Source organism: Mesorhizobium sp. 01N446 (assembly GCF_056399285.1).
In genome coordinates this window covers 1,360,065-1,373,183 of record NZ_JBFTRA010000001.1, presented here as the reverse complement: position 1 = coordinate 1,373,183, position 13,119 = coordinate 1,360,065, and the positions used below count along the sequence as shown (strand labels likewise).

The 13,119-nt window shown below is 64.6% G+C and carries 7 protein-coding genes; 2 read left to right on the top strand and 5 right to left on the bottom strand.

The window, feature by feature from the left end; all coding sequences use genetic code 11:
* The first annotated feature begins 203 nt into the window (after window positions 1–203).
* Window positions 204–3,179, top strand: a complete 2,976-nt coding sequence (locus tag AC1DPX_RS06525) for a hypothetical protein (RefSeq protein WP_477235336.1) — start codon at window positions 204–206, stop codon at window positions 3,177–3,179.
* A 36-nt stretch (window positions 3,180–3,215) separates the two neighbouring features.
* Here the strand turns inward: AC1DPX_RS06525 and AC1DPX_RS06520 are convergent, their stop codons facing one another.
* Window positions 3,216–3,911, bottom strand: coding sequence for an aspartate/glutamate racemase family protein (locus tag AC1DPX_RS06520; protein ID WP_477235334.1), 696 nt, complete (start codon window positions 3,909–3,911; stop codon window positions 3,216–3,218).
* 50 nt (window positions 3,912–3,961) lie between these two features.
* The gene (locus AC1DPX_RS06515; protein ID WP_477235332.1) at window positions 3,962–6,145 is read right to left on the bottom strand and encodes a primosomal protein N'; all 2,184 of its coding nucleotides are present in this window, start codon (window positions 6,143–6,145) and stop codon (window positions 3,962–3,964) included.
* A gap of 90 nt (window positions 6,146–6,235) precedes the next feature.
* Between AC1DPX_RS06515 and fsa the strand changes: the two genes are divergently transcribed.
* Window positions 6,236–6,892, top strand: coding sequence for a fructose-6-phosphate aldolase (gene fsa, locus AC1DPX_RS06510; RefSeq protein WP_019861850.1), 657 nt, complete (start codon window positions 6,236–6,238; stop codon window positions 6,890–6,892).
* Window positions 6,893–6,979: 87 nt separating this feature from the next.
* Here the strand turns inward: fsa and AC1DPX_RS06505 are convergent, their stop codons facing one another.
* The 3 genes from AC1DPX_RS06505 to leuS form a co-directional block, all read right to left on the bottom strand.
* Entirely contained in the window at window positions 6,980–9,568 is a 2,589-nt protein-coding gene (locus AC1DPX_RS06505) for a DNA translocase FtsK (RefSeq protein WP_477235330.1), read from the bottom strand.
* A gap of 256 nt (window positions 9,569–9,824) precedes the next feature.
* A complete protein-coding gene (lptE, locus tag AC1DPX_RS06500) occupies window positions 9,825–10,403 on the bottom strand; it encodes an LPS assembly lipoprotein LptE (protein WP_477235328.1) in 579 nt (192 codons plus the stop codon).
* Window positions 10,390–13,014, bottom strand: a complete 2,625-nt coding sequence (gene leuS / locus AC1DPX_RS06495; protein WP_477235326.1) for a leucine--tRNA ligase — start codon at window positions 13,012–13,014, stop codon at window positions 10,390–10,392. Before leuS ends, lptE begins: the two co-directional genes overlap by 14 nt.
* Between the last annotated feature and the right edge of the window lie 105 nt (window positions 13,015–13,119).

Below are 13,119 nucleotides of genomic sequence, written 5' to 3'. Positions count from 1 at the left end.
ATCCGCGCACGCGAACATGCCAAACGCAATTTCTTCGACAGTATAGATCGCGCGCCTTGCCGCAACGTAAGCCAAGTATTATGGTCTTGATGTTTATTTCGTCGACTGCTTGTTCATTTTAGCAATTGCACATGTTTCACGATCACTTGTGAAATCTGTGCGGACGGAGTGCGGCAGGCAGGATCTCGAATGCGGAGAAGATCATGCCGAATCTCGGTAGGGCGTTGAATCTGGCCCGCATCTGGGTCACCGCGGCCGCCCTTGCCGGGATCACGCAAGACGCGCGCGCCGACTGCATCGCGGGACGGCCGACAGCCTTGGTTCTCGCCGATCCGTTGGTCTGCCACCAACTCGAAGCCACGATCAAGAAACCCTCGGCCCTGTCCCTGGGGGACTACGAGAACAAGCTCAATCAATATCTCGGCGGCTACTGCTACCGCGACGAGGCCGCCGGATGGGTGCACGACAAATTCGTGCGCCAGGCCGGACCGCGCATCGCGACCCTGGTCAACGGCGCCTGGCAGGGCAAGGATTTCGGAACCCATGCGCCTGTGATGATCTGGTACTCGCCCGAGATGGCGGACTGGCTTCGCAAGAACCGCTCGGCCGAGGGCGAGGTCGATCATCCGCCGCCCGTACCCGATGGCGCTATCATGGTGAAGGAGATGTTTTCCGAGCCGGCATCCGATTGCCGGACGGTCGATCCCGTCAAGCTTTTTCCAACCAGCGGCGCTGCGATCATGATCCGCGATGCCAGCGCCTCTTACGACGGCTGGTTCTGGGGGTGGTACGGCTTTGGCAGCCAGAGCGGCTGGACGCCGGATTGGCCAGCCTTGCCGGCCGACAACAACAGCCTGCCCAACATGGGCTTTGCCCAATATTGCATGAACTGTCATGCCTCGGCCGCCGACAATCTGACTTTCGCATCGCCCAAGAATATCGCCGGCGAGCCAGGCAAGCCGCTAAACTATCTCGCACAGGATTTCTTCGACGCGGCGCCGGCTCCGACTTTGCACCAGACCGTCGTTTTGCCGGTCAATGCCAGCCCGCGCCTTGGTCAACCGCTCTACAGTCCGAACGCCGACGTGATCGCCGCGCTGCAGGCCTATGTCCGCGACATGCCGACCTACGACACCGTCTCGCGAATGCCTTCCGAGACCTACGACAACACCTGGGTTGGGGCCAAGGGCCCCGATGCATCGGACACTTTCCTGACCTCCAGCCAGTGCCTTGGCTGTCATGATGCCGGCAGCACCGGGCTGCAGTTCGACATGACCCAGCCGAACCCGCATGGTGTCGGGCTGATCAACCTGTCGCCCTTTGCGACCTGGCGAACCTCGCCGATGGGGTTGGGCGGCCGCGATCCGATATTCTTTGCGCAACTGGCCAGTGAAACGCAGAGCTTTCACCCCAAAATGTCGGGCGTGGTGCAGGACGTCTGCCTCGGCTGCCACGGCATAGCCGGAGAGCGGCAGTTTCATATCGACGACAAGGCGCGCACGGGCAAATGCGAACCGTTCTCGCGCGCAATGGTCGATGCGACGCCATGGCCGGCCGACAATCCGAGTGCCGCGCACGCCAATTACGGCATGCTTGCCCGCGACGGCATCACCTGCACGTCGTGCCACCGCATGGTGCTCAACAGCAAGGCCAGCGAACCGCTCGGCGATCAGCCGCAGAACGCTTGCGTCGACGAGCGTCAGGCGCTGCTCAATCCGCACGCAACCGGTTTTGCCAAGACCTTCACCGGCAGCTTCATGGTCGGTTCGCCTGATACGCTGATCGGCCCCTTCGAGAAACCGGAGGTCGGGCCGATGCATACCGCTCTCGGCATCAAACCGGTTCACGACGCCACGATCATGAGTTCCGAGGTTTGCGGGACCTGCCACACGGTCCATCTGCCGGTTCTGCAAGGCACCAGCACGCTGGCGCATATCTATGAGCAGACGACCTATCCGGAATGGGCGTTCAGCGCCTATCGAACCGGCAGCACCCCGGACGGGCCACTTCCGCTCGGCCCCGGCGCAACGCCGCGCAGTTGTCAGGGCTGCCACATGCCGTCGACGCAAAAGGACGGATCGCCGACGACGAGCAAGATCGCCAGCATCCAGGAGAATCTGAATTTCCCGCAGACGGAATCCAGCAACGCGCCGGACCTTCTGGCTCGCGAGGGCTTTGCCCGCCACACCCTGGTTGGCCTCAATGTATTCCTGGTCAAGATGGCGCAGCAGTTTCCCGATGTCTTCGGCATCCGGACGCGCGATCCGATGATGGGCAACAAGGCCGTCGATCCGCTCGTCCTCACCGAGCAGGCGATGCTCGACCAGGCCTCGCAGGCAACCGCCACCGTCGCCGTCAGCAACCTTGCCCTGACCGCCGACACGCTCGACGCCAAGGTGACGGTGAAGAACCGTGCCGGTCACAAATTTCCCTCCGGCGTCGGCTTCCGGCGCGCTTTTGTGACCTTCAGCGTGTTCGACCAGAACGGCGAGCCGCTGTGGGTCTCCGGCCGCACCAACGCCGCCGGCGTCATCGTCGGCGCAGACGGCAAGCCGCTCTATGGCGAACTTTGGTGGAAAGACGATTGTTCCGGCCGCGTGCGTCCCGGCGAACGGCCACATCAGCCGCACTACCAGAAGATCACGCGCCAGGATCAGGTCCAGATCTATCAGGAGTTGGTCTCCACCCCGCCGGCCGATACGCCCAATCCGGTCTGCAATGCCCATTCGAAGCCGGAGGGCGAACTGACCACCAGCTTCCTGTCGATCTGCACGGAGGTGAAGGACAACCGCATATTGCCTTCGGGCTTCCTGCCGCTCTCGGACCGGCTGGAAATCGCCAAGGCCCTGGGCGCGGATGAAGAGCTCGCCGTCGATGTCGGCACAACGGCCGTCGAGGACGACCCCGACTATGTCGAGGGCGGCAGCGACACGCTGAACTACTCGATCCCGCTTGCCGATCTGCCGAAGGGTACACGCCCTGCCAGCATCGAGGCGGATCTCTACTACCAGGCGACGCCGCCATCCTATCTGCAGGACCGGTTCTGCACCGCCAAGGGCCCCGACACCGATCGCCTGTACTTTCTCACCGGCCATCTCAACCTGGCCGGCACGGAAGCGGACGGATGGAAGCTGAAAGTCGTCGGCAGCGGAACAGTCGCCGTGGCTGCCCCGCCCTGACACGCTTTCCCTTGAATCGCTTCAGGACAGATTGCTTCAGGACAGCATGAATTCCACGGCCGCCTCGGCATGGATGCGCGTCGTGTCGAACACCGGAATGTCGAAATCGTCCTGTCCGATCAGCATGGTGATTTCCGTGCAGCCCATGATGATGCTGTCGGCGGCCCCGTCACGGCGCAGCCGTTCGGCCTCTTCGATGTAAGCCGCCTTCGAGGCTTCGGTGACGATGCCCTGGCAGAGCTCGTCATAGATGACGCGATGCACCATGTCGCGTCCCAGGGCATCGGGCACAACCGGCGACAGGCCGTATTTGTCGGCGAGCCGGCCCTTGTAGAAATCCTGCTCCATGGTGAAGCGCGTCGCCAGCAGCGCCGGACGCTGCATGCCGGCGCGCTGGATCACCGTCGCGGTGGCGTCGGCGATGTGGATCAGCGGGATCGACACCGACGCCTGCACCTGGTCAGCCAGTTTGTGCATGGTGTTGGTGCACAGAAGCAGCCCTTGCGCGCCGCCCGCCTCCAGCTTGCGCGCCGCCTCGACCAGAAGCACGCCGGCGCCGTCCCAGTCGCCGTGATGCTGCCGCTCGGCGATCTCGGCAAAGTCGAACGACCACAGAAGCAGCTTCGCCGAATGCAGCCCGCCAAGGCGCCCGCGCACGATCTCGTTGAGCAGGCGATAGTAGATGGCGGTCGATTCCCAGCTCATGCCGCCGAGCAAGCCAAGGGTTTTCATATGATCTTCCGTTTCTCGCTGGCCAGCAGCCTATCGCCGATATCGCGACCTTACAAAAAGCTCTGCGGGTCGATATCCACCTGCACCCGCACCGAACCGCGCTGCTTCGGCCCATTGGCCAGCATGGCGCGGATAAATCCTTGCATGTCGGCGCGCCGTTCGCCCTGGATCAGCAGGCGGAAGCGGTGGCGACCGCCGAGCAGGGAGAGCGGCGCCTCGGCCGGCCCCAGCACGAACAGATCCTTGGCCTCCGGCGCGGCGCGGCGCAGGCCGCGCGCATGCCCTTCCGCTTCCGCGCGCGTCACCGCGCTGACGATGACGCCGGCCAGCCGGCCGAAGGGCGGCAGTGCCGCCCGTTCGCGCTCGGCGATCTCGCGTTCGTAAAAAGCCTCGGCATCGCCCGAGACGATTGCCCGCATCACCGGATGATCGGGTTGGAAAGTCTGCAGCAGGCCGAGGCTCTTCTTGCCGGTGCGGCCGGCGCGGCCTGTCACCTGGCTGAGCAGTTGGAAAGTGCGCTCGGCGGCGCGCGGATCGCCATTGGCGAGACCGAGATCGGCATCGACGACGCCGACCAGCGTCATGTTGGGAAAATTGTGCCCCTTGGCGACAAGCTGCGTGCCGATGACGATGTCGGCTTCACCATCGGCGATGGCCTCCAGTTCCAACCGCAGCCGCCGCACACCGCCCATCAGGTCGGATGACAGAACGATGGTGCGCGCATCGGGGAAATGCGTGACGACCTCCTCGGCGATGCGCTCGACGCCCGGGCCGCAGGCAACCAGATGATCGAGCGTGCCGCATTCCGGGCAGGCTTCGGGGCGGCGTTCATTGTGTCCGCAATGATGGCAGACCAGCTGGCCGCGGAAGCGATGCTCGACCAGCCATGCCGAACAGACCGGGCAGCCGAAACGGTGGCCGCAGACCCGGCACAGCGTCAGCGGCGCGTAGCCGCGCCGGTTCAGGAACAGCAGCGACTGTTCCTTCTTCTCCAGTGTCTTGCGCATATGGTCGATCAGCACTGGCGACAGGAAGCCGCCGCGCGCCGGCGGGGCGCGCCGCATGTCGATCGACTTCAATTGCGGCAGCGCCGCCTCGGCGAAACGGGCGGAGAGGACGGCTCTGTTGTATTTGCCTTGGCTCGCATTGACCCGGCTCTCGACCGATGGCGTCGCCGACGCCAGCACCACCGGGAAGCCGCCAATATGGCCGCGCACCACCGCCATGTCGCGCGCATTGTAGAAGACACGGTCTTCCTGCTTGTAGGCGGGGTCGTGCTCCTCGTCGACCACGATCAGGCCAAGCTCCTTGAACGGCAGGAACAGCGCCGAGCGCGCGCCGGCAACGACGCGCACCGTGCCCTCAGCCACCTGCCGCCAGACTTTTTCGCGCATCCTGGGCGGCAGGTCGGAATGCCATTCGCCCGGCTTGGCGCCGAAGCGCTGCTGGAAGCGTTCGAGGAAAGCGTGGGTCAGCGCGATCTCCGGCAAAAGGATCAGCACCTGCTTGCCCCGGTCGAGCGCCGCCGCCACCGCCTCGAAATAGACCTCCGTCTTGCCGGACCCGGTGACGCCATCGAGCAGCGCGACGTTGAAGGCGCCGGCCGCGACGTTGGCGCGCAGCATCGATGCGGCGTCGCTCTGGTCCGGCATCAATTCCGGCACGGCATAGCTCGGGTCGGGTGCTGCCACCACCGGGCGCGGCGGGATCATCACCGTCTCGAACACGCCTTGCGCCTTCAGCCCCTCGATCACCGTCGACGACACACCGGCGGCGTGAGCAAGGCCGGATCGTGTCCAGGCCAGCCCGCCCTCGGCGGTCTCCAGTACACGCGCCCGTGCATCCGTCATGCGGTCGGGAACGATAAGCGTGCGCTGCAGCCCCTCGATCCACGGTTCCGGGTCAAAGGCTTCGGGCGCTCGCAGCAGCATCCGCGCGACCATGCCCGGCGCCGACAGCGTGTATTGCGCCACCCAGTCGACGAAACGGCGCATCGAACGGTCGATCGGCGGACAGTCGAAAACCTGTTCGATCGGGCGCAGTTTTTTCGCGTCGACGGTCTCGACCACGCCGTCCCAGACAATGCCGGCGACCTGGCGCGGCCCGAGCGGCACGCGCACGATCGACCCCGGCACCACGCGCATGCCGGCCGGCACCGCATAGGTGTAGGGGCGTTCGGCAGGCATCGGCACCAGCACCGGCGCGGCTGCGACAAAGGGCGAATCTTCGATCATGAGGCGTGACCTTGCCCCGACTTTGGTCTAGATCAAAGAGCAACGCTGAACGTGCCTTCCCAAGCACGAGGAAATCGTCAGGAGACCGCCATGAAATTTTTTGTCGACACCGCCGACATCAAGGATATCCGTGAGCTGAATGATCTGGGGCTGCTCGACGGCGTCACCACCAATCCGTCGCTGATTCTCAAATCGGGCGGCAAGATCGCCGACGTCACCAAGCAGATCTGCGATATCGTTGCTGGCCCGGTTTCGGCCGAAGTGGTGGCGACCGAATACAAGGACATGATGGCTGAGGCCGAGGTGCTGGCCAAGATCGCCCCAAATGTCTGCATCAAGGTGCCGCTGACGCTGGACGGCCTCAAGGCCTGCAAGACGATCCGCACCCAGATGAACCGCATGGTCAACGTCACGCTGTGCTTCTCGGCCAACCAGGCGCTGCTCGCCGCCAAGGCTGGGGCCTCGTTCATCTCGCCCTTCGTCGGCCGCATCGACGACACCGGCTCGGACGGCATGGAGCTGATCCAGGAGATCCGCCAGATCTACGACAATTACGATTTCCAGACCGAGATCCTGACGGCATCGGTGCGCACGGTGAACCACGTCAAGCAGGCGGCCCTGATCGGTGCTGATGTCATCACGGCGCCGCCAGCGACGCTGAAGGCGCTGGTCAAGCACCCGCTGACCGACAAGGGCCTGGAACAGTTCCTCGCCGACTGGGCCAAGACCGGCCAGAAGATCGGCTGAGATCGCGCCGCTTCAATGAAAAAGGCCGGGTGACCGGCCTTTTTCATTATGCGTGGGAAGAAGTCCGATCGCCGAAAGGGCGGCCGATCATTCCACGCCGTCGTCGTCAGGCGCGGCCACCGGCGGGCGCCGGCCCATGATGATCTCGCGCTTGCCGACATGGTTGGGCGCGCCGACCAGGCCTTCCTTCTCCATGCGCTCGACCAGGGATGCGGCGCGGTTGTAGCCGATGCCCAGGCGGCGCTGGATGTAGGACGTCGAGCACTTCTTGTCGCGCACCACCACCTTGACCGCTTCCTCATAGCTGGAATCGCCGTCCTCGGCCGCGACCGATCCCTTGTCGAAGACCGCGCCCTGGTCGTCTTCGACCTCTTCGTCATCCTCGTCGGCTGTCACGGTTTCCAGATATTCCGGGCGTCCCTGGGCCTTCAGATGCGCCACGACATGCTCGACCTCCGCGTCGGAGACAAAGGGGCCGTGCACGCGCGAAATGCGCCCGCCGCCCATCATGTGCAGCATGTCGCCCTGGCCGAGCAGCTGCTCGGCGCCCTGCTCGCCCAGAATGGTACGGCTGTCGATCTTGGAGGTGACCTGGAAGGAGATGCGGGTCGGGAAGTTGGCCTTGATCGTGCCGGTGATGACATCGACCGAGGGACGCTGCGTCGCCATGATCAGATGGATGCCGGCGGCGCGCGCCATCTGCGCCAGGCGCTGGATGGCGCCTTCGATCTCCTTGCCGGCGACCATCATCAGGTCGGCCATCTCGTCGACGATGACGACGATGTAGGGCATCGGCGCAAGGTCGATTTCCTGCTGCTCGAACAGCGGCTCACCGGTGCCCTTTTCGAAGCCGGTCTGCACCGTCATGACGACCGCCTCGCCCTTGTCGCGGGCTTGGGCAGCGCGCTCATTGTAGCCGTCGATGTTGCGCACGCCGAGCCGCGCCATCTTGCGATAGCGGTCCTCCATCTCGCGCACCGCCCATTTGAGCGCGGTGACCGCCTTCTTGGGATCGGTGACGACGGGCGTCAGAAGATGCGGGATGCCGTCATAGACCGAGAGTTCCAGCATCTTCGGATCGACCATGATCAGCCGGCATTCTTCCGGCTTCAGCCGGTAGAGCAGCGACAGGATCATGGTGTTGATGGCAACCGACTTGCCGGAGCCGGTGGTGCCGGCGACGAGCAGATGCGGCATCTTCGCCAGTTCGGCGATGACCGGCTCGCCGCCGATGGTCTTGCCGAGGCAAAGCGCCAGCTTGCAGCTGGTCTTGCGGAAACCCTGCGATTCGATCAGCTCGCGGAAATAGACGGTCTCGCGCGTTTCGTTCGGCAGCTCGATGCCGATGACGTTGCGGCCGGGCACGACGGCGACGCGCGCCGAGATCGCCGACATGGAGCGGGCGATGTCGTCGGCGAGGCCGATGACGCGGGACGATTTGACGCCCGGCGCCGGCTCGAACTCGTAGAGGGTGACGACCGGACCCGGGCGAACGTGGATGATCTCGCCCTTGACGCCGAAATCCTCCAGCACGCTTTCCAGAAGATCGGCATTCTGCTCGAGCCGCTCCTGCGACATATAGAAACCCTGCCCTTCCGGCGGCTGCTGCAGCAGTTCCTCGGAGGGAAGTTCATACGCCTCGCCGGTCGTGGCCGGCACGATCTTGCCGACCCTTGGCAGCGGCGAAGACGCGCGCGCAGCTGGGGCCTGAACGGCCTCCTCCGCGACTTGCGCACCTTGCGCCGGAGCGGCATTGCCCGCGACTGCCGGGGCTGCGACCCGATCCCGGGCTCGCTGCGGCACACCTGCCGCCGCCGGCTGAACCACGGCTTCGTTGGAGTTGGCCGGCCGGACATCCGGTAAAGCGGCAGGGGCCTGCTGGCCTGGAAGCCAGTCGATGACGCGGAACGACGCGGTCGGGTCGGCCGTGGGCGCGGCGCGGGCGTCGACGCGTCCAGGGACAACAACAGGCGCGGCCACGCGGGGCGCCGGGACGGCTCGCGGCGTGGGCGACGAACCTTCGATAATGTAGGGCGCCATGAGCTCGAAGAAGACGTGATCCGACAGATAGGGCCAGCGGACGGTTTCGCGGCCTGTCGTCCTGGCCGGCGCCACCATTGCCTGGGCGGACGCGGCCGGTGCGGATGCACGTGCCGTCGCGGCAGCCCTCGGACCGGCCGTCACGACAGTCCGCGCCTTTTCGCTGGTATGCCTTGGCGGAACCGAGGCCGGCGATCTTTCATGCATCACGGCCTTGTCGCCGGCGGGCGGCCGGGCGGCTTCCAAAGCGGCGTTCCGGCTCTTCATCGCCGCAGCCGATGACGAGGACGGGAGCACGGACGACGTCGTGGTCGCGGCAGGCTGTGCGACGGCTTGCCGCGCCGGCGGTGCCGGCTGTTCGTCCTGCTCGGAGGTGACCTGGCGCGGATGGCGCGGGCTGGCTTCATAGTCCGGCGTGCGGGTAAACCGCACATTGGGCGCCAGGAAGAAATACTCCTGCCAGGCGGGACTTTCGTTGCCGCCGAGATCGACAGGCGGCGGGAAATTGCCGCCCGCGGCAGCGCCCGACTGCTGGCCGTCCAGCTTGCCGCCCGGGCCGCTGAAACGCTTTCCCTCGGGGTCATCGGGCGAAGCTGGCTTCAATGAACTGACCCGAGGAAAACGCTTGGATTCCATTCTCAAGACTCACGCTGAAATGTCTGCTGAGACATAGGGAGCGAGTGGTTAACAGTTGCTTCCCGCCGGCGCTTTTGGAGCGGCCGAAACGCATCTTTCGCGGCGATGGCGCACGTGCCGGATTCGAGCCGGTGATCGTCATCCACGATCACCCACTCATGCACATGCGTCGGGTCAAAAGAGAAAACTCCCGGCCGTCGCGAAGCGGGCCGTGCATCAGGATCGAGGCAACGTTTTGCGTGGAAATAAGGTGGCGCTAGCCAGCCTTCTTGCCGTGCCGGACCATATCTTGGGCGATGGACAGCTGCAGCGCCTCCGCCAATTCGCGCGCGGCGCGGTTCTCGGCGTCGATCTGCGCGCGATACGAGGCAAATTCCTGGCGCGGCCTGTCGAAGGACGAGGTGATAGAACGCTTGCCGACTGTGATGACGGCGCCGGTTTTCGCATCGGTCAGCGTATAATTGGCGGTGAGCGTCACCGAGCCGGCGGTCGGCTCGTCCTCATCGGTGCCGACCTGCACGAGGGCCGAGGATTCAACAGCTTCGGTCACGCTGAGATCCAGCGAATAAAGCGGCGACGCCGGTTCGCCGGCGCCACGCCCGAAGCCGAAGATCAGATTGTTGCGCACCTGCTGGGCGTAACGCGTCTTGACCGGCTTGATGGCGATCGACGCCAGTTCGGCATTGGCGCTCACTCCCGTCGACAACGGCGCGTTGGAATAGAGCGGCCGCACCGTGCAAGCCGAAACCAGCGCCATCGAGCCGACAAGGCCGGCAAGCGCGACGCGGCGCAGCAGACGGCTCAGCTCCGTCTTTTCCCGATCAGGCAACGACATTGACGATCCTCTGCGGCACGATGATCACCTTGCGCGGAGCCTTACCTTCGAGCGCTTTCTGCACGAAGTCGAGAGCCAATACCGCTTTTTCGACCGCACCTTGGTCCGCGTCGCGGGCAATTGTCAAATCCCCCCGCTTCTTGCCGTTGACCTGCACCGGATAGGTCACTTCATTGTCGACGACCAGCGCCGGGTCGAAGACCGGCCATGGCCGTTCGGCGACCAGATCGGTGCCGCCGAGCGCCTCCCAGCACTCTTCGGCCAGATGCGGCATCACTGGCGCGATCAGATGCACCAGGATCTCCACCGCCTGGCGGCAGGCGTCTTGCAGTGCCGGATCGGCCTTGCCTTCCGCCACCTGGTTGAGCGGCGTGGTCAGCACATTGGCCAGTTCATAGATGCGGGCGATGGCACGGTTGAAGCCGAGCTTCTCGATGTCCTCGCCGACCGCCTTCAGGATCTTGTGCGTGGCCTTCGAGACCGCTCCCGCCTCGCCGGTGTCAGCCGCTACGGGCTTGACGCCTGCCAGCGTCTCGGCGGCCGTCGACACCAGCCGCCAGATGCGCTGCATGAAGCGGTGCGCGCCGGCGGCGCCATCATCGGTCCATTCGACGTCGCGCTCGGGCGGCGAATCCGACAGCATGAACCAGCGCGCCGTGTCGGCGCCGTAGCCGTCGGTGATGTCCTCGGGACTCACCGTGTTCTTCTTCGACTTCGACATCTTCTCCAGCGGGCCGATGGTGACAGCCTCGCCGGTGGCGATGTCGAAGGCGCGGCGTTCGCCGTCGACGCCCTCCAGCCGCACCTCGGTCGGCGCCAGCCAGCGGCCGTTCGAAGCCGATCCGGCGCGGTAGGTTTCGTGCACCACCATGCCTTGCGTGAAAAGGCCCTTGAACGGCTCGGCCAGTTCGACATGGCCGGTCTCGCGCATGGCGCGAGTGAAGAAGCGCGAATAGAGCAGGTGCAGGATCGCGTGCTCGATGCCGCCGATATACTGGTCGACCGGCAGCCATTCATTGGCCGCCCTGGGATCGGTCGGTTCATGCGCCCAGGGCGCGGTGAAGCGAGCGAAATACCAGGACGAATCGACGAAAGTGTCCATCGTGTCGGTTTCGCGGCGTGCGTCCTTGCCGCATTGCGGGCACTTCACATGCCGCCAGGTCGGATGCCGGTCGAGCGGGTTGCCCGGCCGGTCGAAATCGACGTCGTCGGGCAGCTTGACCGGCAGGTCGGCCTTCGGCACCGGCACCACGCCGCAATCCTCGCAATGGATCATCGGGATCGGGCAGCCCCAGTAGCGCTGGCGCGAAATGCCCCAGTCGCGCAGGCGGAAATTCACCTTGCGCTCGGCCATCGGCCGGTTGCCGATCGTCTTCTGCTCCAGCAGCTTCGCCACTTCGTCGAAGGCGCGGTCCGGCTTCATGCCGTCGAGGAAGCGCGAATTGATCATCACGCCGTCGTCGACATAGGCCTCTTCCGTGATCTGGAAGGTCTTGGCGTCGCCGCCTTCCGGCATCACCACCGGGATCACCGGCAGGCCGTATTTGTTGGCGAAATCGAGATCGCGCTGGTCGCCGGACGGGCAGCCGAAGATGGCGCCGGTGCCGTACTCCATCAGCACGAAATTGGCGACATAGACGGGCAGCGTCCAGCTGTCGTCGAAGGGATGGACGACGCGGATGCCGGTGTCGAAACCCTTCTTCTCGGCGGTCTCAAGCGCCGCCACCGAAGTGCCCATATGTCTGATATCGTCGATGAACTTCGCCAGTTCCGGATTGGTCTCGGCGGCCTTCCTGGCCAGCGGATGGTCGGCGGCAACGGCCATGAACGAGGCGCCGAAAATGGTGTCGGGCCGCGTCGTGTAGACTTCCAACTCGTGCTCGCCGGCAACGTCCGAGGCCAGAGGCCAGCGGATCAGCAGGCCTTCCGAACGGCCGATCCAGTTCTGCTGCATCAGCTTCACTTTTTCCGGCCATTCGTCGAGGCCGTCGAGCGAATCCAGCAGGTCCTGCGCAAAATCGGTGATCTTGAAGAACCATTGCGTCAGCTCGCGCTGTTCGACCAGCGCGCCGGAGCGCCAGCCGCGCCCGTCGATAACCTGCTCGTTGGCGAGCACGGTCATATCCTCCGGGTCCCAGTTGACCTTGGAGGATTTGCGCGTCACTAGCCCCTTCTCGACGAAATCGAGGAACAGCATCTGCTGGCGGTGGTAGTAGTCAACGTCGCAAGTGGCGAACTCGCGCGCCCAGTCCAGCGACAGGCCCATGACCTTGAGCTGCTCGCGCATGGTGGCGATGTTCTGGTAGGTCCATTCCTTGGGATGGACCTTGTTCTGCATCGCCGCGTTTTCGGCCGGCATGCCGAAGGCGTCCCAGCCCATCGGGTGCAGCACGTTGAAACCCTTGGCCCGCTTGTAGCGCGCCACCACGTCGCCCATCGTATAATTGCGGGTGTGGCCGATATGGATGCGCCCTGACGGATAGGGAAACATCTCGAGCACGTAGTATTTCGGCTTCGGGTCGTCATTGCGCGCTTCGAACAGCTTCTTTTCGGCCCAGGCCTTCTGCCATTTGGGCTCTGACGCGCGCGGATTGTATCGTTCGGTTGCCATGGGACGTTTTTCACTTAAAAGCAGGCGCGAACCGCGGGCGACTGACTCTGCGGTTCAGGGAATGTGGTCCGGGTGTTCACCATGGTTTGGCAAACCCGTCAACCA

Bases quoted from the DNA above. Each gene is read 5' to 3' on its own strand.
- AC1DPX_RS06515 (WP_477235332.1), bottom strand. From the start codon at position 6,145: ATGATCGAAGATTCGCCCTTTGTCGCAGCCGCGCCGGTGCTGGTGCCG.
- fsa (WP_019861850.1), top strand. From the start codon at position 6,236: ATGAAATTTTTTGTCGACACCGCCGACATCAAGGATATCCGTGAGCTG.
- AC1DPX_RS06525 (WP_477235336.1), top strand. From the start codon at position 204: ATGCCGAATCTCGGTAGGGCGTTGAATCTGGCCCGCATCTGGGTCACC.
- AC1DPX_RS06505 (WP_477235330.1), bottom strand. From the start codon at position 9,568: ATGGAATCCAAGCGTTTTCCTCGGGTCAGTTCATTGAAGCCAGCTTCG.
- leuS (WP_477235326.1), bottom strand. From the start codon at position 13,014: ATGGCAACCGAACGATACAATCCGCGCGCGTCAGAGCCCAAATGGCAG.
- AC1DPX_RS06520 (WP_477235334.1), bottom strand. From the start codon at position 3,911: ATGAAAACCCTTGGCTTGCTCGGCGGCATGAGCTGGGAATCGACCGCC.
- lptE (WP_477235328.1), bottom strand. From the start codon at position 10,403: ATGTCGTTGCCTGATCGGGAAAAGACGGAGCTGAGCCGTCTGCTGCGC.